Here is a 26,978-nt window from a genome sequence, read left to right on the forward strand (position 1 = left end):
ATGGCTCATACCGCAACGGGCGTGGCGACATCGACCCGTTCCGGCTTGCAGGTCCGCTTGCGCGTCGGCGCGGCCTATGGCGCGTTGCTCGCGCCCGGGCTCGCGTTTCTCGGGGTGTTCTTCGTGGTGCCGCTCGGCTATCTGCTGGTGTTGTCGCTGCATTCGGGCGGCGGCATGGGACAGGTGGACGCGACGTGGACGCTCTCCAATTACGTGCGCTTTCTGACCGACCGCTACTACTTCGGCATCATGGCCGACACGCTCGGTTTCGGCGCCGCGACCGCGGCAATCTGTGCGATCGCGGGATTTCCATTCAGTTATTTTCTTGCGCGTACCCGCTCGCGCTGGCGCACGCCGCTGCTGTTCGTCACCGTGCTGCCGCTGCTGATCAGCGCGGTCATCCGCAATCTCGGCTGGATTCCGGTGTTGAGCGAGCACGGCATGCTCAATCACGTGCTGCTGAAAACCGGCCTCGTGAGCCAACCGGTGCAATGGATTTTCAACTACACGGGCGCGCTGATCGGCATGGCGCACGTCGAGTTTCCGTTCATGGTGCTGATGCTGATGGGCGCGATCCAGAAGATCGACCCCGCGCTCGAAGAAGCCGCGATCAATCTCGGCGCGACGCCTACGCAAGCCTTTTTCCGCGTGGTGTTGCCGATGTGCCGGCCGGGTCTCGCCGGCGGCGCGGCGATGGTGTTCATGGGTGCGATCAGCGCGCTCGTCACGCCTGCGATTCTCGGCGGTAATCGCGTGATGCTGATGGCGCTGTACATCGATCAACAGATTCACGGCGTGCTGAACTACCCGATCGGCTCGACCGCCGCGATTCTCACCATGGCGGCGGCGCTCGCGTCGATGCTGATTGCCGTACGGGTCGGCGGAGCGCGCACATGAGCGCGCGCATCGAGACCCGGCGTTCGGGCACGACCGCACTCGCGCTGCATGGCCCGCTGCGCGTGCTCGGCGCGCACGCGGTGAAGTGGCTGCTGCGCGCGCTGATCGTGGCGGTGCCCGTGTTTCTGCTGCTGCCGTTCATCGGCATCGTGAGCGCGTCGTTTTCGCGTAGCGGTGCGCTCGCGTTTCCGCCCGACGACTGGACGCTGCACTGGTATCGCGCGATCGATCCGTCGTATTACGACGCACTGCGCTACAGCGTCGAACTCGGCTTCGGCACGACGGCGCTGTCTACGTTGCTCGGCGTGCCGCTGGCGCTCGCGATCGTGCGCGGCCGGGCGCCGTTCACCGCGGCGCTGGGTGCGCTCTGCGTGGCGCCGTTGAGCGTGCCGACCATCGTCATCGCGGTGGCGGGGTTCAAATTCCTGCTGCTGGTGTCCGACTGGCGCGATCTCGGCCTCGTCGGCACACCGCCCGCAGTCGTGCTGCTGCAGACCGTCTTCACGCTGCCGTTGACGGTGCGCGCGGTCGTCGCCAGTTTCGCGCATTACGACGGCACGCTCGACGAAGCCGCGCAGAACCTGGGCGCTTCGCCCTGGCAGGTATTCCGCCGCGTGACGGCACCGCTGATCGCGCCCGGCGTGCTGGCCGGCATGCTGTTCGCGTTCGTGCTCTCGTTCGACGACGTGGTGGTCGCGTGGTTTCTCGGCGACCCGAGCACGCCGACGCTGCCCGTCAAGCTGTTCAACGCGATGGAAGTCGACTTCGACAATGCAGTGACCGCGCTGAGCACGCTGATCGTCGCGTTCTGGTGCGCGCTCACCTTGCTGATCAACCGCTTTTTCCGGCTCGAACGGCTCGTCTCGCGCCGTTGATGTATGACGCCGCAAGCCGTTTTCCCCTTTATATCGAGGTCAATTTGAAAGCCTTTGCATTTCTCGCCACGGCGCTCTTCGCCGTGGCTGCAAGCGTCGCGCATGCCGACACGACGGACCCGAAGGACATCGTGTTGCGCGTGTCGTCGTGGGGCGGCAAGTCCACGCAGACGCAGATCAAATACGCCGGCGATATTTTTACCAACAAGACCGGTGTGAAAGTGCAGTTCATCGACGGCGCGTCGATCGATCATCTGACCAAGGTCGTGGCCGCGCACGGTCACAACGTGCCGTACGACGTCGTGCTGCTCGACGGCGACGTACGCGCACAGGCGATCAAGGCCGGGGTGCTGGAGAAGCTGGATCTCGCGAAAGTGCCCAACGCGCGCTACGCGTTCGACGATTCGAAAAACCCGCAAGGCTACGGGCCGGACTTCGATTTCGTCTCGGTCATTCTGGTCTATAACGCCGACAAGTTCGCACAAGCCGGCATTCCCGCGCCGACCTCGTGGAAAGATCTGTGGAATCCGCGCATCGCGGATCACATCGCCTTGCCGACTTTGCAGAACGCGGCCGGCCGCGCGCTGCTGATCGAAACCTCGCGGCTCAACGGCGGCGACGAAGGCAATCTCGACCGCGCCGTGGCCGAGGTCGCGAAGATTCATGCACGCAGTTACTGGTCCACTTCCCAACAAGCCGAGCAGTTGATCAAATCAGGCGACATCTGGCTGACGGCGATTGCGGACGGCCGCGCGTACGCATTGCAGGACGCGTATAAACCGGCCCGCGCGGTGCGGCCGAAAGAAGGCTCCATCGCGTTTCCGTCCACCGCCGATATCGTGAAGGGCACGCCGCATCCGGAACTGGCGGCGCAATTCGTCAACGAGATATACGGCGCGCTGTATCAGCTCGGCAATGCGGTCGACTTCTATTACGGGCCGACCAACCGTCTGCTCGAACCGGTCATTGCCGCGGACCCGGTGCTTGCGCAGAAAGTGATCTACACGCCGCAGCAGGCGAAGACGCTTTATCACCCGGACTGGAACAAATATTGGGCTGCGCACGAACGCGCGCAGGACCTCTGGAACCGCACCATCACGTCAGCGAAATGAGCCAGCACATCCATCTGAACGCGTTCCACATGAACACGCCCGCGCATTCGTGGGCGGGTTTGTGGCGCCATCCGCGCGACCGCTCGGTCGAGCATCGTAGTCTCGACTATTGGGTCGATCTGGCCGTGACCGCCGAACGCGGTCTGTTCGACGGCGTGTTTCTCGCCGACGTGTTCGGCATTTACGACGTGTACGGCGGCGGCGTCGACGCGACGCTGTTCGCGGGTTCGCAGGCGCCGTCGCACGATCCCATGCTGACCGTCCCGGCGATGGCGCACGCAACGAAGCATCTCGGCTTCGGCGTGACCGCGAACCTGACGTACGAGCATCCGTACCAGTTCACGCGGCGCTTCTCGACGCTCGATCATCTGACCGGCGGGCGCGCAGGGTGGAACGTGGTCACCGGTTATCTGGAAAGCACCGCGCGCGGGATGGGGCAAACCCAGGCACGCGAACACGACGCACGCTATGCGGCCGGCGAGGATTTTCTCGAAGCGGCGTACAAGCTGTGGGAAGGCAGCTGGGCCGAAGGCGCAGTGCGGCGCGACCGTCGCGCGGGCCAGCCTTACACCGATCCGACGCGGATCCGCCGCGTGGTCCACAACGGACCGTACTACCAGGTGGACGGTTTCAATCTCGCCGATCCTTCGCCGCAGCGCACGCCGGTGTTGTATCAGGCGGGCGCGTCCGGCCGGGGCAAGGCGTTCGCGGGCAAGCATGCCGAGTGCGTGTTTCTGGAAGGACAGACGCCGGCCATCGTCGCACAGGCCGCGCGCGATATTCGCCAGCATGCCGTCGATGCCGGTCGCGGCGCGCATGACGTGCTGCTGTATCTCGGCGCGACCGTGATCGTTGCGCCGACCTCAGCCGAGGCGCGCGACCTGCAGGCCGAATACGCGCAATACGTCGATGTTCAGGGGCAACTGGCGCTGCTGTCCGGCTGGACGGGCATCGACTTTTCGAAGCTCGATCTCGACCAGCCGATCGAGTACGTGAAAAGCAACGCCCTGCAATCGACCGTCGAGAATCTGACCCGCCGCGCGGGCCGCCCGATTACGCCGCGCGACATGACGCGCTTCGACCAGACCGGCGGACGCGGGCCGTTCATCGTCGGCGATCCGCGCGAGGTCGCCGATCAACTGATTGCCTGGGTGGACGAAACGGGGGTGGACGGCTTCAATCTGCGCCGTCTCGTGGTGCCGGAAACCTTGCAGGGGTTCGTCGATCTGGTGGTGCCCGAGTTGCAGAACCGCGGCCGCTATCGCACGGAATACGCGCCGGGAACCTTGCGCGAAAAGCTGTTCGCCGGGCGCGGTCCGTATCTGGAAGCGTCGCATCCGGGCGCGCAATATCGCGCGCTTTGAGTCGCTCGGGTCCCTCGATTCGCGCCAGTTTTCCGCCATTTCAAGTTCTTTTTTCTGGCCACAACCATGACCGATTCCGTTCTCGACGCGGCTCCCGTCGTCCACCGTTCTGCCGCCGATGCCGCCGCGCATTTGCGCACCGCTTTGCAACGCGTCACGCCCGTGCTCAAACAGCGCGCGGCCGAAGTGGACGAACACGCCCGTTTCCCGTTCGACAATCTGCGCACGCTGCACGAGGCCGGCTTGCTGAGCGCCGGCCTGTCGCTCGCGCGCGGCGGAGTGGGCTTCGGCCGCGATCTGCCGTTCACGCATTTCTTCAACGCGGTCATCGACATCGCGCGCGCTTGCAGCAACACCGCGCAGCTTTACACCGTGCAGACGGGCGCATTGTTCACGCTGGAACTGCTGGGCGCGAGCGATCTGCTCGACGAGATCGCGGCCGACGTGCGCAAGCATGGCAAGACGTTCTGCTTCACGGCGGCCGAGCCCGACGAGCGCTTTACGTACGACAACAAGCGTACCAACCTCAAATCGTTTGCCGAACCGCTCGCCGACGGACGGTGGCGCGTGAAAGCGGAAAAAGCCTTCGCCACCGGCTCGCCCGGTTGCGGTTACGCGCTGTTCCAATGCTCGACCGTGCAGGACGACGGCGGCAAGCCGCCCGAGTCGGTGCTGGTGCTATTGCCGCGCGATCATCCGGCGGTGCAGGTGTACGACACGTGGGACGGCATTGGCCAGCGCGCGACGGGAAGCGGCAAGCTGGTGGTCGAAGAGAGCATCGTCGAGCCGCGCTGGATCATCGGCAACCCGGCCAGCGTGCCGGCTGCCGCGATACTCGCGCCGCTCTATCAACTCGGTTTCGCAGCGATTCTGACGGGGATAGGCGAGGCGGCGCTCGACGATACGCTCGAATTCGTTCACACCACGCTCAAGCCGACCAACGGCTACGCGCGCGCCGCCGAAGAACCCGCCTTGCAGGCACACGTGGCCGACGTGCGGATCGCGCTGTCGGCGAGCCGCGCGTTGATTGGCGAAGCGGCGCGCGCGATGGATGCGTTCACGCGCGGCGAAGCCGATATCGCCGAGGTGCTGATTGCCGTCTATCAGGCGAAGGTGCATGCGAGCGGCAGTTCGCTCGAAGCGGGTTCGCGGCTGTTCCAGATCGGCGGCGCGCGATCGGCGACACGGCGGGTCGCCGCCGACCGTCACTGGCGCAACGCGCGCACGCTGACCTTGCACGATTCGGTCGACAAGCAGAAGGGCGTAGTCGCGCGGCACGTGCTGGGCGTCGAGCGTCCGAACGTATCGACCCGCTAGGCCGCGGTCTGGTTTGCGGTCTACCCCATTGAACCGCACCGTAACGGAGTACGTCTTTCATGTTGCTGGCCTATTTCCTGTCGCATTCCGCTTCCCCGCATACGGTGGGTCAGTGGCGTCTGCCGCGCTCCTACCAGGGGCTTCGTTACGACCGCCCGGAGTATTGGGAGCACGTGGCGCGCACCGCCGAGCGTGGCGGCATCGACACGATCTTTCTTTCCGACTCGTATTCGATCTACGAGACCTTTCGCGGCAGCAGCGACGATACGCTGCGTTACGCCGTGCAGTGTCCGCGACACGATCCGCTGCCGTTGATTCCGATCATGGCGCGCGTTACGCAGTCGGTGGGATTCGTCACCACGCTCAGCACGGCGTTTTTGCCGCCGTTCTGGACCGCGCGTACGTTCGCGACGCTCGATCATCTGACCGAAGGGCGGGTCGGCTGGAATCTCGTGACCACGGCGGGCGAGCAGGAAGGACGTCAGTTCGGCCAGCCGCTCGACGATCACGATACGCGCTACCGGCGTGCCGCCGAATATCTCGCGCTGTGTCAGACGTTGTGGGATAGCTGGGCGCCGGACGCCGTGCTCGCCGATCGCGAGTCGGGCGAGTTCGCCGATCCCGGGAAGATTGCGAAGATCGACTTTCAGGGCGAGTACTTTTCCAGTCAGGGCCGCTTTACGGTGCCGCATTCCCCGCAAGGGCGACCGCTGATCGCACAGGCGGGATCGTCGGGCACGGGCGCTGCATTTGCGGGCCGGCATGCGGAGCTCGTTTTCGGTCTGCGTCATTCGACCCGCGGAATGCGCGAGTTCGTCGCCAGGGTGCGCCATGAAGCGATTGCCGCGGGGCGCGCGCCGGATGCGGTGAGAGTGCTGTGGGGCGTCGTGCCGATCGTCGCCGAGACGCGTGAGGAGGCGTTGCGCAAGCAACAGGCGATTCGCGACAACGTCACCGTCGAAGCGGGGCTCACGATGCTGTCGGCGTTTCTGAACGTCGATCTGTCGCGCTACGATCCCGCCGCACCGTTTCCCGATATCGGCGGCACGAGCGGGATACGCGGGCACCTCGCCACCATCACCGAAGACTTCGCGGCCGACACGCCGCTCGCCGTGATTGCCCGGCATTTCGCGGCAGGTCAGGGCCCGCACGTGGTCGGCACGCCCGCCGAGGTGGCGGACCAGTTGCAAAGCTTGCTGGAAGAAGGCGGTGGCGACGGCTTCATTCTCATCACGCATGCGTTGCCGACCTGCATGGACGAGTTCACCGATCTGGTCGTGCCGGAGTTGCGCCGACGCGGTCTGCGCCCGCCGGGTTACGCGCACAAGACGTTGCGCGAGCGCGTGCAGGCCGGGCCATTGCGCGTGTATCGTGCGGCGGAGCAGGCGGCTCGGGTCGCGTAGCGCCGGTTTCTTCCAGCGGTCATCCATGCGCTGCATGAATGACCGCTCGTTCTCCAGCCCAATAGTCCGTCAGAACTTCTTGCGCAATCCCACTACCGCGATAACCTGCTGACCGCTGCTCGACGCCGACGCGCTGCCCTGGAACCAGGCCTTCGCACCGGACGCGCGTTGCAGGCCGACGTTGGCATAAAGATCGGTCGTCTTCGACAGGAAGTACTGGGCTCCGCCGACGATCTGGTTGTAGTGCGCGTTCGTGATCGACGACGTCGTGCTCTGCTGGTTCGTGTAGGTGTAGTCGGCCGAGATCAGCAGCGCCGGCGTCACGAAGTAGCGCAAGCTCGCATCGTAGTTGGCAAAGCGCAGACTGCCGCCTGCGATCAGATCGAAGCGCGAATGCGTGTACAGGAAAGCCGCGGTCGCCGCGCCGATCTTGTAGCTGCCGCCCGCGCCGTAGATTTCGCTGCGCAGCACGTTCGAAATGATCGACGACGAAGCCGAGTAGTACGTCGCGACCGAGCCCGTCGTATTGGCCGTCGGGTGATCGACCAGCGAATAGCCCGCATCCAGACGCAACGCGCCGTTGATGTAGTCGAGCCCCGCGCTCCACGAGCGGTTCGCGTCGAACTGACCCGGCGCGTTCGAAAAGCCGTACTGCGCACCCGCTGTCAAACCGGCGACGGTCGGGCTCACGTATTTGACGGAATTGTTGATCCGGTAAGTGTTGTTCAGGTTGTTGTTGTCGTAGACCGTCAGGGCAATCTGGCTAAGAGAAGGAATGCCGGCGGGCTGGTCGTTCCACAGCGCGTCGCTGGCGCTGCTGTACTGGCGACCCAGCGTCACGGTCCCCCAACGGTCGTTGGATAGGCCCACGTACGCCTGACGTCCGAATTCGGCGCCGCCGTTGCCCAACGCACCCGTCTCGACATTGAAGCCGTTCTCGAGCCGGAAGATCGCCTTGGTGCCGCCGCCGAGATCTTCCGCGCCGAGCAGGCCCCAGCGCGAGCCGCTTTCGTTTCCGGACACCGCCTGCCAGCCCGTTTTGCCGCCCTGATTGCTGGTGTACGTGAAACCGGCGTCGACGATGCCGTAGAGCGTCACGCTGCTTTGCGCATGGGCGTCGATGGCCATCGTGCTCAAAAGAGCGGAAGCGGTGGCGGCGATAATTTTTCGTTGCATTGCTATTCCCCTGGAGTGCTCGATCCTGCGTGGATCGGATGATGATTCCGGTTTAAATTTGTCATCCTTAATGAAATGACAAAGCGATTGCCCGTCGCGAATGCTGGAGCAATCAGATCGATGTTTTTGTTGGCGAAGCTGGGCGTTCAGGCAGCGCTTACGCTTTTACGGGCAGGGCGTGGCAAGCCGAGACTCTCGCGCAACGTCGAGCCCTGTTGCGGGCGCCACAGGCCGCGTCGTTGCAGCTCGGGCAGGACCCGTTCGATGAAGTCGTCCAGCCCGCCGGGCAAGGTCGGCGGCATGATGTTGAAGCCGTCCGCCGCTTCGTGTTCGAAGCGCTCCTGCATCTGGTCGGCAATGTCCTGGGCGGTGCCCACCACTTGCCAGTGCCCGCGCGCGCCCGCTACCTTGCGATACAACTCGCGCACCGTGAGCCGCTCGCGCGCGGCGAGATCGAGTAGAAGCTGCTGGCGGCTCCTGTTGCCGTTGGTCTGGAGCAGGTTGGCGGGCAACGGTTCGTCGAGCGCCAGATTCGCCGGAACCGCCACGCCGAGATGCTGGAACAGCAGGCGCACGCCGACTTCGGGGTCGATCAGTTCCTGCAGTTGCTCGAACCGCTCTTCTGCCTCTGCCCGGCTCGTGCCGGCTACGGCGAAGATGCCCGGCATCACGAGGAGGTCTTCGGGACGCCGCCCGGCCTCGCGCACGCGGCGCTTCAGGTCGCGGTAATAGCGCTGTCCTTCTTCGAGCGTTTGCGCAGCGGCAAACACCACGTCGGCGCTACGCGAAGCGAGCGTGAGTCCCGACTCCGACGCGCCCGCCTGAACGATCACCGGGTGACCCTGGGGCGTGCGGATCACGTTGAGCGGGCCGCGCACCGAGAAATGCGCGCCTTTGTGCGAGATGCGCCGCAAGCGCGCCTCGTCGTAATAGCGGGCGTTTTCGCAGTCCTCGACGATCGCGTCGTCGTCGTAGCTGTCCCACAGCGCCTGTACGACTTCGACGAACTCTTCGGCGCGCGCATAGCGATCGGCGTGCAAACGCTGGCCCGTCAGACCGAAGTTCTGCGCTTCCAGATCGGATTGCGAGGTCACCAGATTCCACCCGGCGCGCCCGCCGCTCAGATGATCGAGCGACGCGATGGTGCGCGCCACGTGATACGGCTCGTGGTAACTCGTCGACACCGTGCCGACCAGGCCGATACGCGAGGTCTGCACCGCCAGCGCGGCGAGCAGACTGACCGGTTCGAAATGGGCGGCGCGCGCGCTGTGGCTGGCAATGTTCAGATCGGCTTCGCGCACGCCCGAGCCGTCTTCGAGAAACAGCAGATCGAAGCCGGCGCGCTCGCAGCTCTGCGCGACGCGAATGTAGTGATCGATGTCGAAGCCGCTGTCGGCCTGCGCCGACGGATGGCGCCACGCGGCGATGTGATGACCGGTGGCATACAGAAAGGCGCCGAGGCGCATGGTGCGAGTCGCGCTCATGACAGTTCGCCTTTCAACACTTCGCGCAGGCCGCGTGCGGCCAGTTGCGCGCCTTGCTGCAGCAGCGCCTGATCCGTGCCGAGCAGGAAAGCGCTCACGCCGAATTGCGCGAGCGCCGGTGCTTCGGCGGGATTGGCGATGAACGCGCTGAGCGCCTTGCCATGCCGCTTCGCCGCGGCGCCGATCCGCGCGCTCGCCTGCAGCACCAGCGGATCGTTCGGGCTCGCCACGCCGAGCGCATTCGAAAGATCGCCCCGGCCGATGAAAATCGCATCGATGCCGTCCACCGACGCAATCGCATCGGCGTGTTCGAGTCCTTGCAGGTCTTCGATCTGAACGATCACCGCGGTTTGCGAGTCGGCTTGCTCGACGTGTTCGCGCGCCGGCACCTGGCCGTAGCCCGCGGCGCGGGTGGACAGCGCGAAGCCGCGTCCCGACCGGTAGCGTGCAGCCGCAACGATCGCGCGGGCCTGCTCGGCGGATTGCACGTGCGGCACGAGAATCCCCGCAGCGCCGCCGTCGAGCGCGCTGAGAATGTGCTCCGCGCCGTCGGTCGGTGTGCGCACGAGCGCGGCGATGCCGGACGCGCGCGCGGCGAGTAGTGCGAGATCCGTGGCTTCGCGACCGAACGCGCCGTGCTCCTGATCGATCACGGTGAAGTCGTAGCCGATCGCGCCGAGCCATTCGGTGACGATAGGGACCGGCGCTTTAAGGAACGTGCCGGTGAGCAATCCGGCTTCGACGAGACGCTGGCGAAACGTCGCGTGAGCGGCTGGCGGAAAGACGTGAGTAGTCATCGGGAAAACTCCTGCGAGGCATTGATCGAAGTACGTGGAACGGCGAGGCCCAGGTGCGAGCGCAGCGTGCTGCCCTCGTACTCGCGGCGGAACAAACCGCGGCGTTGAAGTTCGGGAATCACGCCTTGATAGAACGCGTCGGCGTCGACGGGCAGCACCGGCGGTTTGAAGTTGAAGCCATCGCAGGCTTCGGTTTCGAACCAGTGCTGCAACGTGTCCGCGGTTTGCGACGGCGTGCCGACGACCTGGAGATGACCGGCAGTCACCGCATGACGCACGGCGGTCTCCCGAAGCGACAGGTTGCCGTCGCGCGCCATGCGCAGAATGTTCTCGCGGCGGGTCTGTCCGGCGTTGCTGGGTGGAATAGGCGGCAGTGGTTGCGCCGGATCGAACGGCGACAGGTCGAAGCCGCCCAGCTGATCGCTCAGCATCGCGAGTGCCTGCGGGACCGGAATGAGTTCGAGCAGACTGTCGTAACGCGCCCGCGCTTCTGCGCTCGTCGCACCGAGAAACGGCGACACGCCGGGCAGAATTTTCAGCTCGTCGGGATGACGGCCATAGCGCGCCATGCGGCCCTTCAGATCGCGATAGAACGCGCGCGCTTCGTCGATATCGGATTGCACGGTGAAGACCAGTTCCGCGGTCGCCGCCGCGAGTTCCTTGCCCGCTTCGGACGAACCGGCCTGAACGATCACCGGACGACCCTGCGGAGAAGGGCCGACGTTCAGCGGTCCGCGCACCGAAAAATGCTCGCCCACATGGTCGAGCCTGCGTACTTTGCCGGGATCGAAGAAGCGGCCCGCCTGCTGGTCGAACAGGAACGCCTCGTCGTCCCAGCTTTGCCAGAGTCCGTTGACCACCTCGGCGAATTCATGCGCGCGACGGTAGCGGTCCGCATGCGCGTAATGCGCGTCGCGATTGAAATTCAGCGCTTCGGGCTGGTACGACGTGGTGACCAGATTCCAGCCGATCCGGCCTTTGCTGATCAGGTCGAGTGAAGCGAAGCGGCGCGCGACGTTGTACGGCTCGTTGAACGAACTGCTCATCGTCGCGACGAGGCCGATCTTCTGCGTGACGGTCGCGAGCGCCGCGAGCAGGGTGGTGGGTTCGAACGAGGTGGCCTGCGGCGTGATGGACTGGTTCTCGCGCTCGGCCACGGTATCGGAGAGAAACACCATGTCGAGCCGCGCCGCTTCGGCTGCCTGCGCGACGCGTCGGAAGTGCTGGAAATCGAAGGCAGCACGGCGCGGTGCGTCGGGATGACGCCACGAGCCGAGCAGATGTCCGTGCGGAAACACGAACAGGCCGATATGCATCTGCTTGCGGTCAGCCATCATTGAACCTCGAGCGAAGGAGCAGGCGCTTGCCGCTGCGGCACGCGGCTCAGGAAACGTTGCAGACGCGGCGTTTGCGGCCGCGTAAAGAGCACCTCGGGCGGTCCGGCTTCGACAATCCGGCCCTGGTCCAGAAAGATCACGCGGTCGGCAATGCGGCGCGCAAACGCGAGTTCGTGCGTCACGCACACGATGGTGATGCCGAGGTCCGCGAGATCGACCATCGCGTCGAGCACTTCGTCGGCCATTTCCGGGTCGAGCGCGGAGGTTGGTTCGTCGAACAGCAGAATCTCGGGCTGCATGCAGAGCGCGCGTGCAATCGCGGCACGCTGCTGCTGACCGCCCGATAACTGCGCGGGCTTCTTCGCGGCATGCTCGCCGATATGCAGACGTCGCAAATGCGTGAGCGCGCGTTCCTGCGCCGCCTCGCGCGACAGGCCGAGCACCTGGCGCGGCGCGAGCGTGCAGTTTTCCAGAATCGTTTTGTGCGGGAACAGATTGAAGCTCTGAAACACCATACCGACCCGACCTGAGAGTCGCGCATCCGGTTGCGGATGCGGCGCCAGCGGCTTGCCGAGCACGACGATTTCGCCGTGGTCGTATCCTTCGAGCCCGCTGATACAGCGGATCAGTGTCGATTTACCGGAGCCCGACGGTCCGCAGATCACCACCCGCTCGCGCGGTGCGATCGTCAGGTCGATACCGGCGAGTACGGTGGCGTCGCGATAGGTCTTGACGACACCGGACAGGCGTAAGTAGTCCCCGCGAGCGGGCGCGGATGGATCGTTTGACATGTGAAGTCCTGTGACTTGCGCGAGACGCTGCCGGCGCGCGTGACGCGCCGTCAGTGCGTTTAGTTGATGCTGGGGAATGCCGGTAGCGGTCGCTCGAGCCACTTCTGATGCAGCGCCGCCAGTTCGCCGTTGTCTTTCACGTAGAAGATGAAGGTGTTGATCCAGCGCAGCAGGTCTGTATCGTCACGGCGTACGCCGACGGCCATGAATTGCGTGCGCAACGGCACTTTCACTTCGGCCTGCAGGCCGGGGTTGGCCGCGTTGATCTGCTTGAGTAGCAGACGCGATGTCGAGATCGTGTCGGTTTGTCCCGAGACGAATGCCTGCACCGACTCCGTGTCGGATTCGAAGCGGCGATACTGCGTGTCTTTCGGCGCCCACGCGAGCGTCGCCCGTTCGGCGGAGGTGCCGCGCGAAACGCCGACGCGCAAGCCTTTCAGATCTTCCGGTTTGACGACGTGGGTTTTCTTCGCCGCCATCAACGAGATGTCGATACTCGAATACGGCTCGCTATACGCAATCTGTTTGGCACGCTCGGGCGACACGCCCAGCATGGCGAAGATCGCGTCGATCTTGTTGGTGACCAGATAAGGCACCGCATTCGGAAACGACAGGCGCACGAACTCCACGTCCACGCCCAGATACTTGCCGGCGAGACGCGCGACGTCCACGTCGTAGCCTTCCAGTTCGCCTTTCGCATTCACGCTGCTATACGGCGGCCAGTTATCGAGCACGCCGATGCGAATTTTCTTCTGCGAAATGATCTGGTCGAGCGAAGTAGGTTGGGCCGCATGAGTCAGACCGCTAACGGTCAGCAGGGCCAGCGCGGCAGTGGCCGCGGTCGCGAGTCGTTTGAGCCAGTGTTGCAATGTAATTCTCCGGAATCGGCGCCTCGGGAGGCATTAAGTTAAACGTCGTTGTTCGATGCGTTTGCCGGCGAGCGACAAGGGCCAGCACATCGCGAAGTAGATGACGGCGACCAGCGCGAACGTCGTGAAAGGGCGGAACGTGCGGCTGTTCACGATTTCGGCGGTATGCGCGAGTTCGATGAAGCCGATCGCGGACGCGAGACTGGTGGCCTTGATCAGCTGGATCGCGAAGCCGACGAGCGCGGGCAACGCGGTCATCAACGCTTGCGGCAGGACGACGTGCACCCAGCGTTGCGTGCGATTCAGTCCGAGCAGACGCGCTGCATCGGTTTGACCGCGCGGTATCGCGAGAATCGCGCTGCGCAGAATCTCGCCAGCGCCGGCACTCGCATACAGCGTGAAGCTGAGCGGCGCCGCGGTCCACGGACTCACGTCGATACCGAAGAACGCGGGCGGTGCGAAGAACGCGAGCAGCAGCAGGATCATCAGCGGCGTGCCCTGGAAAAGCCGCACGTAGGCCGTGGCGATCGCGCGTGTCGCGTGTACACGGCTGACGCGCGCGAGGGCGACCAGCAGGCCGCCGACGATGCCGGCCGCGAACGTCAGCAGCGAGAGGGCGATCGTCCATTTGATCGAGATGATCAACTGCCACACCTCGGCGGCTCCGAAACTCTGGATCATTGTGTTTCCCAGTTCAGGCGCAGCCGCTCCACTAGACGGAACAACCCGCCGAGCACGAAGGTCAGCACGACGTAGACGGCCGCGATCAGCAGATAGACTTCGAACATCCGGTAGGTATCGGACGCGACGCTCATCGCGGTGGCGGTCAGTTCGTTCAGCGCGACATACGAGCACACGCTCGTGTTGAGGAACAGGATGATCAACTGGTTGGTCACCGCAGAATAGGTTTTGCGCGAGGCTTGCGGCAGCACGATGGAGAGATAGATACGTCCTCTGCCAAGGCCTGAAATACGCGCCGCATCGATCTGTCCGCGCGGAATGGATTGAATGCCGCCGCGCAGGATTTCCGTGATATAGGCCGTGTTATTGACGATGAGGGCAATGACGCCGGCGGTGAACGGATCGAGCCGCACGCCGGCGAGCGGCAGTCCGAAATAGATCAGGAACATCTGGATCAGTACGGGCGTGTTGCGAATGATCTGCACGTACCACTCGATCGTTAGCCTCAGCCAGCGATTCGCGCCGCCCAACACGAACGCCAGCACATAACTGAGACCGAGCGAGCCGAGCGTCGCCATAGCAGTCAGCTCGATGGTGAGGACGAGTGCATGAGCCAGAACTGGCAGATAAGGCGCAATGTCGCCGAAGTGAAGCACGTACACGTATCAGGTCCCGTTTCAAAAGAGAGGCCGATTATCCGCGACGCATTTCGCATTCGGAACCATCGAAATTCGATAACTTTATATGTTGGGATGACTCATGAAATGTTTGAAGCATGCAGCACTTATAGTGCGAATCCAGCAGTCGGCGTGTGCGTTATCTTGTGTTTTTTTTATTGCCATTGATCGGCAAAAGACACGCTGGATTGCGGATCGTCATCCACGAAACCGGATGATTCGCCGTGTGCCGGATGCGCGACCGGCGAGACCGCGTGAAGCTTCAGCCATTCGCTGTAGCCATTCACGAGAAAGCCTCCCGAGCGTTCGATGTACTCGCTGCGCGACGCTTCGTAGACTTCTTTGAGAGCGAACCACGGCACGCCAGGCAGATCGTGATGAACCAGGTGATAGTTGTTGTTCAGAAACAGCAAACGCCAGAACCAGGCGGCCTCGTTGATCACCGTACGATGTTCGTGAGAGCCCGCGACGCGATGTTCCTGAAACGAGCGAATCGAGCCGAGCGACAGCGCGCCGTAACCCGCGCCTACGATAAATGCCCACGCCGGAATCGCGCAAAACTGCTGTAACCACCACGTCAACGCAACGAGCGCAACGCCATGCGCAAGCCACGCGGGCAGATCGCGCCAGTCGCCGCGTTTGAATCTACCGAGCGCTTCCACGGCCGTCGCGGCCAGCGAGAACGCCGGCCCGATTATCAGGCGGCCGACGAACGTATTGCGCCACGTCAGTAGCGCGCGTATCGCCCACCCTGCGCGATGCCAGCGTCGCGCGCTGACGAAGTAGCTTTCGGGGTCGTGTTCGGGCTGCGTGAGGTGCGCATCGTCGTGATGCTGCAGATGGGAGTCGCGGTAGACGCGATAGGGAAACCATACCGCCAGCGGCGCAAAACCGATCAGCGCATTGACGAACGGCGAGCGGGTGGGGTGACCATGCAACAGTTCGTGCTGTAGCGACATGTACCACGCGCCGAGCAGCGCCAGCAGCGCGACGGCAACCGGCAGGCCGAGTTCGCGCGCATGCGTGGCCACGCCGAACCAGCTTGCGTAAATCGTGACGATCAGTACCCATGTCGGCCACTGGGTGCGCCAGGTCCAGGTCTTCGCTTGCGCGGCGAGCGCCTGGCGTTGCGCGTCGTCGAGATAGGTCGCCATGAGCAGAATCGGTAGGATTGCAGAGTCGAACCGATGCTACGTAACTGTGCGCCGCGCCAGAACTATTTTGTTCGGCTATGTATCTGCGCAATCGTGCTTAGGTGCTGTGGGCCTGCGCGGGGCCTTTGTTTATCGGCTATTGGTTATTGGTTATTGCTTATTGCTTATTGCTCATCGGCGATGCGGCATTTGTGATCGAGGAGTCCTTCAGCCGTACCGCTGCCGTTATCCGCGTCGAGACTGCTGTTCACGATCAGCCAGCCGTCCCGGTCGGCCGAGGCGCCCGCACCGGTCACGAGGATGGTCTGCAGCGCCATCGCGGCGGCATCCTTGTTGTCGCGCGCCACGACGCGGAACGGGTCGTTCGCCTGCGTGATCGAGCTTACGCGCATGATTCGGTAACGTTGTCCGGCGAGCGTGTCCCACCGCCAGACATCAGGCGTGTCTTTGGTGTGACGGGCCAGCGCTTCGCTAATATCGCGCCGCATGCAATCCATATGAATATGGAGCTGGTTTTGCGAGCGGCGGAACGGCGAATTGATTTCGAGTCCGAGTTCGTCGTCGGGCAATGTGCGTTTGACGGCCTTCTCGATGTAATCGCGCGAAGTCCATGCGTCGGCCCAGTAATCCTTTGCATTGGGTGCCAGCACGAGCGGGCTCTCTATGCCGGTAATGCGATCGGTCGGAATCAGCAGATGCTGCGAGCGGCCGACGATGTCTTTCAGGATCACATAGCGTCGTTCGAGATTCACCACCGTGCATTGGCCCGGCGTGCCGGTCGCCTGTTGCGAAGGCACGCAACGCAGATCGACGATCTTCCAGAGTGCGTTGGAATCGACAGCGGCAAGGCGCGCGCAAGCGGTGACGCTGAGGACGAGGGCGCACGCGGCGGCGAAGGCAGCCGTAGCGCGTACGCTCGCATTGATCGGTAACTTTCTCATTGGCGCTTAAGTGTTTTATAGGTCTGGGTCGATGTCAAAGCAGCGGCGCCGGCAATACGCCGAGTATTTGTTCAAACGCAATGCCAATGGCGAGCAGGCGGCGGTCCGAGCCGAGCGGGCCGTCCAGTTCCAGGCCGACCGGCAAGCCGCTCGCCGTCATGCCCGCTGCCAGCGAAAGGCCGGGAATGCCTGCCGTGCTGGCCGGGTCGGTATTGCGCAGAAACGCGTCCATGGTGTCGATGGGAGCCGCGCCGTCGATCGACACCGTGCCCGAGCCATACACCTCGTCGATCAGCGTCGCAGCGAGGCGCGTGGTTGGAAACAGCAGCGCGTCGAGTTGCAGATCCGCGAAAGTGCCGGCCACGTATTGCTGCAAGCGCGGACGCCATACGTTCAGCGCCGCATCGTAATGAGCGCCGAGCGCGTCGGCGAGCACGCCGTCGTAAATGGCGCGCACGTCCGGGCTCGCGATGCGCGCGGCTATCTCGGCGACGCTCGCAACCGGCGCGTGATTGGTCGTGAGCCACGCGAGCACGTCGGCGCGCGGTTCGTGGATGGCCAAAGGGCCGCCCACCATGCTGCTCAACTGTTCAAGGTCGGGCATCGCGACCGGGACGAACTCGACGCCCGCGGCTTCGAGTTGCGCCAGCGCGGCGCGCGCTACGTCTTCCACCTGCCGCTCGAGTCCTTCCCAAAGCGATGCCGGCAGACCGATCCGCAAACCGTTCAGCGTGACGGACGGCAGCGCGCCCGCGCCGGTAATCACGCCGTCGAGCAGCGCGATATCGGCCACCGTGCGTGCCATTGGTCCGACGGTGTCGCGCGTGTGGCTGATCGGCACCACGGCGTCCGGGTCGTGATAGCGACGCTCGGCCGCACCATTGCCGACCGATGGGCGAAATCCTGCGATGCCGCTAAGCGCGGCCGGAATGCGCGTCGATCCGCCGGTATCGGTGCCGAGTCCCGCCGGTGCGATGCGCGCGGCAATCGCAGCCGCGGTGCCGCCGGACGAACCGCCGGGAATGCGCATGGGGTCGTAGGGATTGCGCACGGGACCGGCATGCGTGGCGAGGTTGGTGCTGGTAATGCCGAAGGCCAGTTCGTGCATATTGGCTTTGCCCAGCACGACCGCTCCCGCGTCGATCAGACGTTGCACCGAAGGCGCGGTCGTCGTCGGCACGAAGCCGGCTAGCGCCGGTGTGCCGGCCGAGGTTTGCAGGCCGACGGTATTGATGTTGTCCTTGACGACGATCGGCAAGCCGGCCAGCGGCAACCGTGCTTTTTCTGCGGCAGGCAATGCGTCGATGCGCCGCGCGGCAGCGAGTGCGCCGTCGAGATCGATGACGGTCAGCGCATTGAGACTGGAAAGTGCCGCGGCGCGGGCGAGCAGCGTGGCGACGTAGTCGGTGGCATTGAGCCGGCCCGACTGGATCGCGGCGACGGCCTGGGTGGCGTCCAGCGCGAGTTGTTCATCGACAGTCCAGCTCATGGGCGGCGTCTCCTGACCTTTGGGGTCGCCCATTCTGGCACAAGCGCCAGGGCCTCGCGTTTGGCTTCGACCTCACGCGGAGCCTGCCGGGAGTTCGGCTTCTACTGCTGCTGGTCGATCCACATGCGTCCCCAGCGGAACGCATAGGCCAGCGCGTGTTCTTCCTCGAAGAAATAATCGAGCGCGTCGAACGAGTACGAGCGGCCCTGGCTGTGTCTGGCATTCTCGATGGTCAGGTTCGCGGCGAACAGGCCGTTAGGCAACTGTTGAGCGGCGGGTGCAACCTCGTAGCCTTTGTAGCGGATGTGTGAATTCATGGTCTTGACAGTGTGTGCCCGCGTGCATTGCGAAGGAACTGCGTCTGATTGCGGGCAGGGTCAAGCGTAGGACGCGCCGCGCAACGGGTGAACCAATCTTTCGTCGTAAGCAAACCACTACGAGGCGGGAACGGTTTTCAGAAAATGCAGGGCCGCCGGCGGTTGCTGTCGGACTCACTATCGGACGTTGTCGGTGTGCGGTCTGTTATGTGACGCACGTTCGGATCGGCACGCGATGTGGGCGCGAAGCGTGGGGCTGTGGACGTGGGGAGGTGTTTGTGTTCGGGGTTGGGGAAGTGGCGGGCTGAAGGAGCGGGAGCCGCTTGCCCTTTTGACGTGCTGCTGAGACGTGCTGCTGAGGCGTAGGTATAGGTGCAGATGCAGCTTCGACCGTAGCGAGGTCGTGGAACGAGTCCACGACCTTCCTGTGCGCCTGCTACTGGCAGTGGTTCAAACCGTTTGCAGCAGGCGCTCGCCTCGGGCTTCGTTCAGCGGATCGCCGAGTGCGGCCGCCGTGTTCGCGCGATGCGCCGCGAACGCCAGCGAGAATTGCGCGGCTTGCTGGCCGACCGTCGCGAGTTGATCGACGACCTTCGGGTCCGAACAGGTATCCGCGCTTTCGAAACGTGTTTCCAGCGTATTGATGCCGGCGCCGAACGGCGTCGGCCAGCCGCGCAGTGCGTGGACGATGGAGCGCAACGACGTCAGCACGGAGCCCGCCGCCTGCCAGCCGTAAGCCGTGACGATGCAGCCGACCGCGCGGCCATCCAGATACGGACGCTCGTCGGCACGCAGTTCTTCGAGCGTATCGAGCGCGTTTTTCACGAGACCCGACACGCCGCCGTGATAGCCGGGCGTCGCAATGATCAACGCATCCGCTTGCCGGACCGCTTCGATCAGTTCGAGCTGTTCATCCGTGCGGGTGGTGCTTTCGGGCGCGTAGTGGGGCAGGCTATGCAAAAACGTGCCGCCGAACAGGCGGGTGTTGGCGCCGGCGGCTTGCGCGCCGCGCAGCGCGAAACTGAGTGCGCGCTCCGTCGACGAGGCAGCGCGGGTCGTGCCGCCAATACCGATGACGAGCGGGCGGCGTTGGTGATCGAAACTGGTCAAGAGATGCTCCTTCGGTAGCGGCTCACGGTGTGCTGGCGCGGGGCTGCGCGCAGACCGACCGGGGCGAACCGGACTTTGAAGTGTCATCTTAATGACCGGCGCGGCTCGCACGAAGCGACTTTTCGTTCTAACGATATAACCAGGCAGCGTAATCGCTGCGTTGGCGGCGCCGCATAGTGCGCCTGAAAAGCGGCGGCGAGGCCGGTTGCGAGACCGTTGCAAAACGCTTGCAATGCTCGTGAAGCCGCGCTGGATAAGCTTATGGCGAACCGTTGGTTGGGGGTGCGCGGGCTCGCCGCTAAGATGGATCCGTCTCCTCCATGACATCTCCTTGACATGGGATTAGGCCTCGCCGCGTAAGTGGCGAGGCCATTTTTTTGCCTGCTCCCATGCTCTCAGCCAGCCGCGAGGGTCGCCACGCCTGGTGCAAATTTCCCGTGGCGCGCGGAATTAAGGCGGCGTAGTGTCACGAAGTCGCAGAAATGGAGCGGCAGAATGACAGACGGCATTTATAAAAATAAAGGCATGGGAAAAGCGTGAGCAGAAAATACAAGGTGCTGTTTCTCTGTCGGGAGAATTCTGCGCGCAGCATCATGGCGGAGGCGTTGCTGCGCGAACTGGCGGGGCACCGGTTCGAGGCGTTCAGTGCAGGACCCGAGCCGGCCACGCGGGTTCACCCTTATGCGGTCGCGCAATTGCGGCCCGGTATTTCGGATCTCGGCATATTGAGCCCCAAAAGCTGGCTGGAATTCACCGGCGAATGGGCGCCGCGCATGGACCTGGTCGTGACGATGGACGAGTCGGTTGCCGGCCCGCGCGCGCCGGGCTTTCCCGGTCAGCCTGATTTCGAGGACTGGCCTTTTGCCGATCCGCTCGCAGGCGGAATCGACGACATCGAGCGTATTCGTTTATTCGACAAGGTGTTCTGGCAGATCGTGCGGACACTCAGCACGTTCATTGAATTGCCGCAGTACGAGAAGCCTGCGCGTGATGGCGATGAAACTGGCGACCCGAGCGACCCGCATACAGGCAAGTCCGGCAACGCTAAAGCCGGTTACGACGGGCAGAAGCGCAACTAATATTGAGAAGCCGCAGCAGGCCTTGAAGGCCGGCGGTTAATCGGCGACTCAATTCACCGCATGGAACCATCCGCGTCTAAAGCGCCCACCTGGGGATAGTTCCAGCTCAGCGGTTCGAGCGCGCTAGCGGACTGCCGGCGAAGGGGTCGTTTTGCCAATCCACGTGTTTCTTGGGCGGCGCGGAGGGCGCGGGCGTGGCCGATAGCGCGAAATGGTCGATGGATTGACCGGCGCTGATTGCCTGTTTAAGCCACTGGGGCATGTCACCCTTGCCGTCCCAACTGTCACCCGTCGCGCTGCGGTAGCGTTCGCCCTTTTGCGTGGCAGGATCGGACGCCAGCACGGCAGCAAGATCTTCGGGTTCAATTCCAAATTCTTCCATGCGGTGGCGGAGATACGCAATGATGCTATCTCGCTTCCTTTCGTCCATAAGATATTCGTCCTTCTAAAGCGTGCGGCGTACTGTTAATTACAGATTGCAAGGGGACCCCGCGGATGTGCCGAATCCCATGCAAACGGATGCAATGGGACGAGGCCCGCGGTGGGGTATTAATCGAGATATACGTGTGGCAGCGTTGAAACGTCGCTCCGTGAGTCGATGTATTGCGTCGAGATACCGCGTCGATCTATTGTTTCAGGTGGTGCGTCAGCTTGCCTGCGTGGCAAATGAAGCCGGATAGATTCACGACTGCATTAAAAGAACGGGGTAACGATGCGCTGATGGCGAACGGCTGTTGTCTACCTGCGCTCCGGAGCTTGCCTGTTGCTGCAACGGGCCGGGCGAAGGCCAGATTTTTTGCGTTATTGCAGCATCATAACGCAATGCTGGCCATGTCGGCCCAAATTAAGCACCGACCCGACTGATTTTATTTCGAACCAGGCTGATCGGGCTATCGGAACAATTGCGGATGCCGACAGAAGTGGCGAATAGGAAAACGAGAAACGGGGCGCTTTAAAAAAACTCAATGGTCGAATTCCGCCAATTACGAGATATCGGCCGGATTCCCGACCGAATCCGACTAAGGGATTCTGCTGGGGCTATTACGCGAGTGCCATCTGTTGCGAGGAAGAGGGGAGCGACTCGTGTTCGCCGAGTCGACCGATCATCGTGGCGAAGTTTTGCCTGGGTTGCGTTCCGGATTGTGTTTCGAGTTGCGTGGATTGTTCGGCGAAGCCACGGAACTCATCGAGCAGCGCACGCCATGACGCATGCCAACGTGTTTCCTTGATGCACTTCCCGTTCGAATCGGCAATCCGCAACACGCCGTTGTCCGGGTAAAACGTGACGGTAACGAGCATGCCGTCGATGACGCAAGTCGAAGTGCAGGGGCGCGTGCTAACCATGGTCGATGTCCTCTTATAGGCGAACGGGAGTGGGCAAAAAATCTGTCGAGGTTTAGCAAGCGCTGTGCCTGGCTGCTTTACCCGCTGCACGAGGTGCGCTCTTGTTGGAGATCGGGTCGAGGGATTTTTCGAATACCCCCACGCCCGACCGCAATTTTACGGAGTTGTCAGCAAGCGTTTTATGAGGATGGTAAGGTGTCTCCCATTCCTGTTTTCTCCCGTTTACTGACCGATTGGCGAGCTTCGCCGGACCGCTGCGTCTGCGCGAAAGTGCCTGCTTTTGCAGTGCAATTGCATTTAACGAATTGACGCGAATCGATTAGTACGGGACGAACGCTCTAATCCCACCCGTTGTTAAGTGACTCACAAACAATCTATGTTGATCGAAGATAATCTGCCGGCGAGCAGTCACTCGCTGGACGAGACGGCGTCGTCGTCCCTACGTTCCTGGCTCGCGGTCATAGCCGTGGCCATCGGGGCATTTGCCTTCGTCACCACGGAGTTTCTGCCGGTCGGACTCTTGCCGCGGATTGCCGCCGAACTCGGCGTGCTACCCGGCACGGCCGGACTCATGGTCACCGTGCCGGGCATCATCGCCGCCATCTCCGCGCCGGGCCTCGTGCTGATAGCGGGTAGCATGGATCGCCGGCGCGTGTTCATTCTGCTGACGGCCTTGCTGCTGGCGTCCAATCTGATCTCCGCCTTCGCGCCGAATTTCCTCGTCATGTTGTTGGGCCGCGCGTTGCTCGGGGCGGCGCTGGGCGGATTCTGGACGCTGGCCACCGCCGCTTCCGCACGTCTCGTGCGCCCGAAGGATTCGGCCAGAGCCATGGCAATCATCCTGACGGGTGTGACCTGCGCGACGGTGATCGGCGTGCCGCTCGGCACCTTCATTGCCAGCTTCGCTTCATGGCGCGGTTCGTTCATGGCGACGGCGCTGCTAGTGGCTGTTGCACTCGTCGCGCAATTCATCTTCGTGCCGTCGCTGCCTTCCGCGGCGGCGTTGCGTTTGCGCGATCTGGTGGCGCTGCTGCGCCGGCCGCATCCGCGTCGAAGCATGTTGCTGGTGGCGCTCGCTTTCGGCGCGCATTTCTGCTCGTACACGTACATCACGCCATTCATGCTACGCAACGCGAATATGAGCATGACGACGATTACCTGGCTGCTGCTCGGCTTCGGCATCATCGGTTTCTTCTCGAACTTCGCGGCGTCGTCCACGGTGACGCGCAATCTGAAGGTCTCGCTCGCAACCATCATTTCGCTGCTGATGTTCTCGTTGTTGTTGCTCCCGCTGCTGCAACATTCACCGCTTGGCGTCGTCGTGCTGGTGCTGACCTGGGGCATGGCGTTCGGCGCATTGCCGTTGTGCTGCAGTATCTGGATTCAACGTGCGACGCCCGATGCACCGGAAGCCGGCTCGGCGCTTTTCGTCAGCGTGATTCAGATTGCGATTGCGGTGGGGTCGCTGGTGGGCGGCGTGGTGGTCGACCATGTGGGCATTTCCGCCGACTTTCTACTCGGCAGTGGGCTGGCCTTGTTGGGACTGGCGGCGTTGGCGAGTTTCGGAAGGGCAGGAGCGAGCGCGCCGGCCAAGGCGATGGTTGCGCCTGCGTGCACGGATGGTCAATGCTAGCTCGCGTGATCGGTAGCGCGATGAGCCGCCTCGCTTGCGTGCGGCTCGTTCAACCGTGGCTATCGATCCACGCGCGAGCCCAGTCGAGGCCAACGTGCTGGGCTTCGTTCTCGAAGTCGAAATAACCCAGAATGCCTGACGCTTCAATGAGCTTGCCGCCGCGAGTGATGGTGCCGCTGGCGGCATAACGCTCGGGCTGCAGAATGTCTTCCTGTTGCAGGATGGCGTGGCCCCAGACGTTGTAGCCGTGGTAAATCTCCGATTCCATTAGCGTGTTACCCCCGCGGATAGTCCTTGAGCGCCGACCCTCAGCACATTGCCCTCGGGCGTGATTTGCCGGGGGATGTCCGACATATTAGGTGTTTTGGCGGGCAAGGCGTCATGCGCATTGCTGGAATTGCCCGGCCTGCTGGCTAACTTTGCGACCGGTGCGGACGATTGCCGCGACCGGAGTTTGACGATATGCATCGGTCCATGCCTGTGCAGTGACCGGTGCGATGCGGTTTTCGTGCGATGAGGCGCCCCTATGCGAGATTCGGGCGGATTCCATACCTCGACATAGCCGCCCGCTGCGAATGCAGATGGAGTGAGCAAGGTCATCAGTACGATTAGTCCGGCGGTTTTCACAGATTCTCCTTCGCAGCGCTTTGAGTCGGGGGGTGTTGGGTACTGTATGAATATACAGGTTTTCAAGCGATAGAAGTGAGGCGGATAGGTCAACGTGTGTCCGCTGCAACATTCATCCTGGTCGACATTGACCCGATCCGCTTTTGTTATCGCCCTCTCCAATACTCGAATTGTTAGCGCATCGCGGCGCTCGTATATTGTCGCCACGCCTCATCAAAGACAGCGGTAATACAACGAGTCAGGAGACAAGCGATGAATCGGATCGATCTGGAAGGGCGCGTTGTCGCCATCACTGGCGGTGCGCGTGGCATCGGCTACGCAGTGGCGCAACGGGCGCTCAATTCGGGCGCATCGGTGGCACTGTGGGACGTCGACGCCGACCGTCTCGCGCGCAGCCAGCGCGAACTCAGCGAACACGGCAAGGTCACGGCCGTCAGCGTCGAGTTGACCCAGGAAGCGGTCGTCGCCCAGGCGGTCGCGCAAACGGTCGCCGAGCATGGCGCGATCGACGTGCTGATCAACTGCGCGGGCATTACCGGCGGCAACGGCACGACCTGGGAACTGGAGCCCGACGTGTGGCGCCGCGTGATCGACGTGAATCTGATCGGCCCGTATCTCACCTGTCGCGCAGTCGTGCCGCAGATGCTCAAACAGGGTTACGGCCGCATCGTCAATATCTCGTCGGTCGCGGGTAAGGAAGGCAACCCCAACGCCTCGCATTACAGCGCGTCCAAGGCCGGGCTCATCGGCCTGACCAAATCCCTCGGCAAGGAACTCGCGACGAAGAACATTCTCGTGAATGCCGTCACGCCCGCAGCGGCCAAAACCGAAATTTTCGATTCGATGTCGCAGCAGCATATCGACTACATGCTGTCGAAAATCCCCATGAACCGCTTCCTGTTGCCGGAAGAAGCTGCGTCGCTGATTCTGTGGCTGTCGTCGGAAGATTGCGCGTTCAGCACGGGCTCGGTGTTCGATCTGTCGGGCGGCCGTGCGACTTACTGATATCTGTTGAAGCACGCGCCAAGCACGCGCCAAGAACCCGCGAAGCACCATCCAGCATCACATAAAAAAACAGCAGCACGCGCACAGCGCGGCACTGACAGGAAGGAGACGACATGAACGCGCAAGCGCCCGCAACACTGACGGCGATCGACGGCAAGGTCATGCGCCGGTTGTTGCCGTTCCTTCTGCTGATGTACGTGCTGGCGTTTCTCGACCGCGCGAACATCGGCTTCGCGCAGAAAGCCTTGCAGCACGACACGGGTCTGTCGAACGCGGCATTCGCTTTCGGTGCAGGAGTGTTCTTCATCGGCTATGCGTTGTTCGAGGTGCCCAGCAATCTGCTGCTGCACCGGTTCGGGGCGCGCGTGTGGATGTGCCGGATCATGGTGACGTGGGGGCTCGTGTCCGCGGCGATGTCGCTCGCTCACACACCGGCGGCGTTCTACACGCTGCGCTTTCTGCTCGGCGTGGCCGAAGCGGGCTTCTTCCCCGGCGTGATCTATTACCTGACGCACTGGTTTCCGCAGGCGTCGCGTGCTCGCGCAGTTGGCGTGTTTTATTTCGGCGCGCCGCTGGCGTTTATTTTCGGCAGTCCGTTGTCGGGGTCGTTGCTGGAGTTGCATGGCGCGTTGGGACTCGCCGGCTGGCAATGGCTGTTTCTGATCGAAGGCGCGTTGGCGTCGGTGGTCGGCGTGTGGGCGTTCTGGTATCTCGACAACCGTCCTGAAGACGCGCGCTGGCTCGACGCGCAGGAACGCGCGACGCTGCGCGCCGCGCTCGACGACGATGCGCTCGCCGCGTCCGCGCATGGTCCGCATCGCATTCTCGGGGCCTTGCTCGATCGCCGGGTGTTGCTGCTCTCGGCCATCTATCTGCTGATCCAGATGAGCGTGTACGGCGTGATCTTCTATCTGCCGCAGCAGGTTGCGGCGTTGCTCGGCACCACGGTGGGTTTCCGCGTGGGTCTGGTGGCGGCGTTGCCGTGGCTGTGCGCACTGGCCGTCACGTGGTACGTGCCGCGTCGCGCGGACCGGTTTGGCAGCCATCGACGCTGGTCGGTGGCGTTGCTGGTGCTGGCGGGACTCGGCATCGCCGTCTCGGGGCTCGCGCACAACCCGGCGCTCGGTCTGCTCGCGCTGTGCTGCGCGGCGAGCGGGTTTATCGCGGCGCAACCGCTGTTCTGGACGTTTCCCACGCGCTACCTGACCGGCGCGGCGGCGGCGGGCGGCATCGCCTTGATCAATTCGCTGGGCGGGCTCGGCGGTTTCATCGCACCGAGTTTGCGGACCGCCGCCGAGCACGCATTTTCATCGACCTCGGCGGGACTCGTGGTGCTCGGTCTGTCGAGCCTGCTGGCCGCGCTGATGATCGGCACGCTGTTGCGCCGTGAGACCGCGTATCCGCTGCCGTCGCAATCGGTTCTGCGCCGCGTCCGCTAGACGCAATTTCCAGCCGCGTTTTTTAACGGCCCATTCGCTGCAATTTCTGACAGCATCCTT

The 26,978-nt window shown here is 63.2% G+C and carries 26 protein-coding genes; 10 read left to right on the top strand and 16 right to left on the bottom strand.

The annotated features are described in order from the left end of the window. From FQ746_RS10065 to FQ746_RS10090, 6 genes are all read left to right on the top strand, one after another. On the top strand, nucleotides 1-897 hold the full coding sequence (locus FQ746_RS10065; RefSeq protein WP_186310685.1) for an ABC transporter permease: 897 nt from the start codon (nucleotides 1-3) through the stop codon (nucleotides 895-897). Beyond that, nucleotides 894-1,772, top strand: coding sequence for an ABC transporter permease (locus FQ746_RS10070; protein WP_144109005.1), 879 nt, complete (start codon nucleotides 894-896; stop codon nucleotides 1,770-1,772). The genes FQ746_RS10065 and FQ746_RS10070 overlap by 4 nt, the downstream gene beginning before the upstream one ends. A 44-nt stretch (nucleotides 1,773-1,816) precedes the next feature. Then, nucleotides 1,817-2,884, top strand: a complete 1,068-nt coding sequence (locus tag FQ746_RS10075) for an ABC transporter substrate-binding protein (RefSeq protein WP_186310686.1) — start codon at nucleotides 1,817-1,819, stop codon at nucleotides 2,882-2,884. Next, nucleotides 2,881-4,248 (top strand): LLM class flavin-dependent oxidoreductase, encoded by a 1,368-nt coding sequence (locus FQ746_RS10080; protein WP_144109009.1) that lies wholly within the window; start codon nucleotides 2,881-2,883, stop codon nucleotides 4,246-4,248. The genes FQ746_RS10075 and FQ746_RS10080 overlap by 4 nt, the downstream gene beginning before the upstream one ends. A gap of 66 nt (nucleotides 4,249-4,314) precedes the next feature. Then, nucleotides 4,315-5,565, top strand: a complete 1,251-nt coding sequence (locus FQ746_RS10085) for an acyl-CoA dehydrogenase family protein (RefSeq protein WP_144109011.1) — start codon at nucleotides 4,315-4,317, stop codon at nucleotides 5,563-5,565. A gap of 59 nt (nucleotides 5,566-5,624) precedes the next feature. Then, nucleotides 5,625-6,968, top strand: a complete 1,344-nt coding sequence (locus tag FQ746_RS10090) for an NtaA/DmoA family FMN-dependent monooxygenase (protein ID WP_144109013.1) — start codon at nucleotides 5,625-5,627, stop codon at nucleotides 6,966-6,968. Between the two features lie 69 nt (nucleotides 6,969-7,037). On the opposite strand, the gene FQ746_RS10095 is transcribed toward FQ746_RS10090, so the two are convergent. The 13 genes from FQ746_RS10095 to FQ746_RS10155 form a co-directional block, all read right to left on the bottom strand. Further along, entirely contained in the window at nucleotides 7,038-8,144 is a 1,107-nt protein-coding gene (locus FQ746_RS10095; protein WP_144109015.1) for a porin, read from the bottom strand. Nucleotides 8,145-8,290: 146 nt separating this feature from the next. Next, on the bottom strand, nucleotides 8,291-9,628 hold the full coding sequence (locus FQ746_RS10100) for an LLM class flavin-dependent oxidoreductase (RefSeq protein WP_144109017.1): 1,338 nt from the start codon (nucleotides 9,626-9,628) through the stop codon (nucleotides 8,291-8,293). After that, nucleotides 9,625-10,425, bottom strand: coding sequence for an HpcH/HpaI aldolase family protein (locus FQ746_RS10105; protein WP_144109019.1), 801 nt, complete (start codon nucleotides 10,423-10,425; stop codon nucleotides 9,625-9,627). The genes FQ746_RS10100 and FQ746_RS10105 overlap by 4 nt, the downstream gene beginning before the upstream one ends. Next, a complete protein-coding gene (locus tag FQ746_RS10110) occupies nucleotides 10,422-11,762 on the bottom strand; it encodes an LLM class flavin-dependent oxidoreductase (protein WP_313955569.1) in 1,341 nt (446 codons plus the stop codon). Before FQ746_RS10110 ends, FQ746_RS10105 begins: the two co-directional genes overlap by 4 nt. Then, the gene (locus tag FQ746_RS10115) at nucleotides 11,759-12,553 is read right to left on the bottom strand and encodes an amino acid ABC transporter ATP-binding protein (protein ID WP_144109021.1); all 795 of its coding nucleotides are present in this window, start codon (nucleotides 12,551-12,553) and stop codon (nucleotides 11,759-11,761) included. Before FQ746_RS10115 ends, FQ746_RS10110 begins: the two co-directional genes overlap by 4 nt. A 59-nt stretch (nucleotides 12,554-12,612) precedes the next feature. Next, a complete protein-coding gene (locus FQ746_RS10120; protein ID WP_186310687.1) occupies nucleotides 12,613-13,422 on the bottom strand; it encodes a transporter substrate-binding domain-containing protein in 810 nt (269 codons plus the stop codon). Between the two features lie 33 nt (nucleotides 13,423-13,455). Further along, entirely contained in the window at nucleotides 13,456-14,103 is a 648-nt protein-coding gene (locus FQ746_RS10125) for an amino acid ABC transporter permease (protein WP_144109025.1), read from the bottom strand. Further along, nucleotides 14,100-14,765, bottom strand: a complete 666-nt coding sequence (locus FQ746_RS10130; RefSeq protein ID WP_144109027.1) for an amino acid ABC transporter permease — start codon at nucleotides 14,763-14,765, stop codon at nucleotides 14,100-14,102. Before FQ746_RS10130 ends, FQ746_RS10125 begins: the two co-directional genes overlap by 4 nt. A gap of 170 nt (nucleotides 14,766-14,935) precedes the next feature. Then, nucleotides 14,936-15,934 (bottom strand): fatty acid desaturase, encoded by a 999-nt coding sequence (locus FQ746_RS10135; protein WP_144109029.1) that lies wholly within the window; start codon nucleotides 15,932-15,934, stop codon nucleotides 14,936-14,938. 164 nt (nucleotides 15,935-16,098) lie between these two features. Continuing rightward, nucleotides 16,099-16,875 carry a CDP-diacylglycerol diphosphatase gene (locus FQ746_RS10140; protein WP_144109031.1) on the bottom strand — a complete coding sequence of 259 codons (777 nt, stop codon included), beginning with the start codon at nucleotides 16,873-16,875 and terminating at the stop codon, nucleotides 16,099-16,101. Between the two features lie 34 nt (nucleotides 16,876-16,909). Beyond that, the gene (iaaH, locus tag FQ746_RS10145; RefSeq protein WP_144109033.1) at nucleotides 16,910-18,364 is read right to left on the bottom strand and encodes an indoleacetamide hydrolase; all 1,455 of its coding nucleotides are present in this window, start codon (nucleotides 18,362-18,364) and stop codon (nucleotides 16,910-16,912) included. A 101-nt stretch (nucleotides 18,365-18,465) separates the two neighbouring features. After that, the gene (locus FQ746_RS10150) at nucleotides 18,466-18,681 is read right to left on the bottom strand and encodes a transcriptional regulator (protein ID WP_144109035.1); all 216 of its coding nucleotides are present in this window, start codon (nucleotides 18,679-18,681) and stop codon (nucleotides 18,466-18,468) included. 450 nt (nucleotides 18,682-19,131) lie between these two features. After that, a complete protein-coding gene (locus tag FQ746_RS10155) occupies nucleotides 19,132-19,791 on the bottom strand; it encodes an NADPH-dependent FMN reductase (protein WP_144109037.1) in 660 nt (219 codons plus the stop codon). 536 nt (nucleotides 19,792-20,327) lie between these two features. On the opposite strand from FQ746_RS10155, the gene FQ746_RS10160 reads away from it, so the two are divergent. Further along, nucleotides 20,328-20,870 (top strand): low molecular weight phosphatase family protein, encoded by a 543-nt coding sequence (locus tag FQ746_RS10160; protein WP_144109039.1) that lies wholly within the window; start codon nucleotides 20,328-20,330, stop codon nucleotides 20,868-20,870. A gap of 106 nt (nucleotides 20,871-20,976) precedes the next feature. Here FQ746_RS10160 and FQ746_RS10165 read toward each other — a convergent pair whose 3' ends face one another. Together FQ746_RS10165 and FQ746_RS10170 are read right to left on the bottom strand one after the other, a co-directional pair. Then, a complete protein-coding gene (locus FQ746_RS10165) occupies nucleotides 20,977-21,300 on the bottom strand; it encodes an H-NS family nucleoid-associated regulatory protein (protein ID WP_144109041.1) in 324 nt (107 codons plus the stop codon). 611 nt (nucleotides 21,301-21,911) lie between these two features. Beyond that, entirely contained in the window at nucleotides 21,912-22,214 is a 303-nt protein-coding gene (locus FQ746_RS10170; RefSeq protein ID WP_144109043.1) for a hypothetical protein, read from the bottom strand. Nucleotides 22,215-22,590: 376 nt separating this feature from the next. Between FQ746_RS10170 and FQ746_RS10175 the strand changes: the two genes are divergently transcribed. Beyond that, nucleotides 22,591-23,847, top strand: coding sequence for an MFS transporter (locus FQ746_RS10175; RefSeq protein ID WP_144109045.1), 1,257 nt, complete (start codon nucleotides 22,591-22,593; stop codon nucleotides 23,845-23,847). 49 nt (nucleotides 23,848-23,896) lie between these two features. On the opposite strand, the gene FQ746_RS10180 is transcribed toward FQ746_RS10175, so the two are convergent. Beyond that, nucleotides 23,897-24,115, bottom strand: coding sequence for a hypothetical protein (locus FQ746_RS10180; protein ID WP_144109047.1), 219 nt, complete (start codon nucleotides 24,113-24,115; stop codon nucleotides 23,897-23,899). A 611-nt stretch (nucleotides 24,116-24,726) separates the two neighbouring features. Between FQ746_RS10180 and FQ746_RS10190 the strand changes: the two genes are divergently transcribed. Then, entirely contained in the window at nucleotides 24,727-25,479 is a 753-nt protein-coding gene (locus tag FQ746_RS10190; protein WP_144109049.1) for an SDR family NAD(P)-dependent oxidoreductase, read from the top strand. A gap of 113 nt (nucleotides 25,480-25,592) precedes the next feature. Beyond that, on the top strand, nucleotides 25,593-26,918 hold the full coding sequence (locus FQ746_RS10195) for an MFS transporter (protein WP_144109051.1): 1,326 nt from the start codon (nucleotides 25,593-25,595) through the stop codon (nucleotides 26,916-26,918). Nucleotides 26,919-26,978: the final 60 nt, after the last annotated feature.

It is taken from the genome of Paraburkholderia sp. BCC1886, assembly GCF_900996245.1.
Taxonomy (GTDB): Bacteria; Pseudomonadota; Gammaproteobacteria; order Burkholderiales; family Burkholderiaceae; genus Paraburkholderia.

What these genes read in the sequence shown, in the direction of transcription:
- FQ746_RS10065 (WP_186310685.1), top strand. Translation starts at nt 1, where the DNA reads ATGGCTCATACCGCAACGGGCGTGGCGACATCGACCCGTTCCGGCTTG.
- FQ746_RS10070 (WP_144109005.1), top strand. Translation starts at nt 894, where the DNA reads ATGAGCGCGCGCATCGAGACCCGGCGTTCGGGCACGACCGCACTCGCG.
- FQ746_RS10080 (WP_144109009.1), top strand. Translation starts at nt 2,881, where the DNA reads ATGAGCCAGCACATCCATCTGAACGCGTTCCACATGAACACGCCCGCG.
- FQ746_RS10085 (WP_144109011.1), top strand. Translation starts at nt 4,315, where the DNA reads ATGACCGATTCCGTTCTCGACGCGGCTCCCGTCGTCCACCGTTCTGCC.
- FQ746_RS10090 (WP_144109013.1), top strand. Translation starts at nt 5,625, where the DNA reads ATGTTGCTGGCCTATTTCCTGTCGCATTCCGCTTCCCCGCATACGGTG.
- FQ746_RS10095 (WP_144109015.1), bottom strand. Translation starts at nt 8,144, where the DNA reads ATGCAACGAAAAATTATCGCCGCCACCGCTTCCGCTCTTTTGAGCACG.
- FQ746_RS10100 (WP_144109017.1), bottom strand. Translation starts at nt 9,628, where the DNA reads ATGAGCGCGACTCGCACCATGCGCCTCGGCGCCTTTCTGTATGCCACC.
- FQ746_RS10105 (WP_144109019.1), bottom strand. Translation starts at nt 10,425, where the DNA reads ATGACTACTCACGTCTTTCCGCCAGCCGCTCACGCGACGTTTCGCCAG.
- FQ746_RS10110 (WP_313955569.1), bottom strand. Translation starts at nt 11,762, where the DNA reads ATGATGGCTGACCGCAAGCAGATGCATATCGGCCTGTTCGTGTTTCCG.
- FQ746_RS10115 (WP_144109021.1), bottom strand. Translation starts at nt 12,553, where the DNA reads ATGTCAAACGATCCATCCGCGCCCGCTCGCGGGGACTACTTACGCCTG.
- FQ746_RS10125 (WP_144109025.1), bottom strand. Translation starts at nt 14,103, where the DNA reads ATGATCCAGAGTTTCGGAGCCGCCGAGGTGTGGCAGTTGATCATCTCG.
- FQ746_RS10135 (WP_144109029.1), bottom strand. Translation starts at nt 15,934, where the DNA reads ATGGCGACCTATCTCGACGACGCGCAACGCCAGGCGCTCGCCGCGCAA.
- FQ746_RS10140 (WP_144109031.1), bottom strand. Translation starts at nt 16,875, where the DNA reads ATGAGAAAGTTACCGATCAATGCGAGCGTACGCGCTACGGCTGCCTTC.
- iaaH (WP_144109033.1), bottom strand. Translation starts at nt 18,364, where the DNA reads ATGAGCTGGACTGTCGATGAACAACTCGCGCTGGACGCCACCCAGGCC.
- FQ746_RS10150 (WP_144109035.1), bottom strand. Translation starts at nt 18,681, where the DNA reads ATGAATTCACACATCCGCTACAAAGGCTACGAGGTTGCACCCGCCGCT.
- FQ746_RS10165 (WP_144109041.1), bottom strand. Translation starts at nt 21,300, where the DNA reads ATGGACGAAAGGAAGCGAGATAGCATCATTGCGTATCTCCGCCACCGC.
- FQ746_RS10170 (WP_144109043.1), bottom strand. Translation starts at nt 22,214, where the DNA reads ATGGTTAGCACGCGCCCCTGCACTTCGACTTGCGTCATCGACGGCATG.
- FQ746_RS10175 (WP_144109045.1), top strand. Translation starts at nt 22,591, where the DNA reads ATGTTGATCGAAGATAATCTGCCGGCGAGCAGTCACTCGCTGGACGAG.
- FQ746_RS10180 (WP_144109047.1), bottom strand. Translation starts at nt 24,115, where the DNA reads ATGGAATCGGAGATTTACCACGGCTACAACGTCTGGGGCCACGCCATC.
- FQ746_RS10190 (WP_144109049.1), top strand. Translation starts at nt 24,727, where the DNA reads ATGAATCGGATCGATCTGGAAGGGCGCGTTGTCGCCATCACTGGCGGT.
- FQ746_RS10195 (WP_144109051.1), top strand. Translation starts at nt 25,593, where the DNA reads ATGAACGCGCAAGCGCCCGCAACACTGACGGCGATCGACGGCAAGGTC.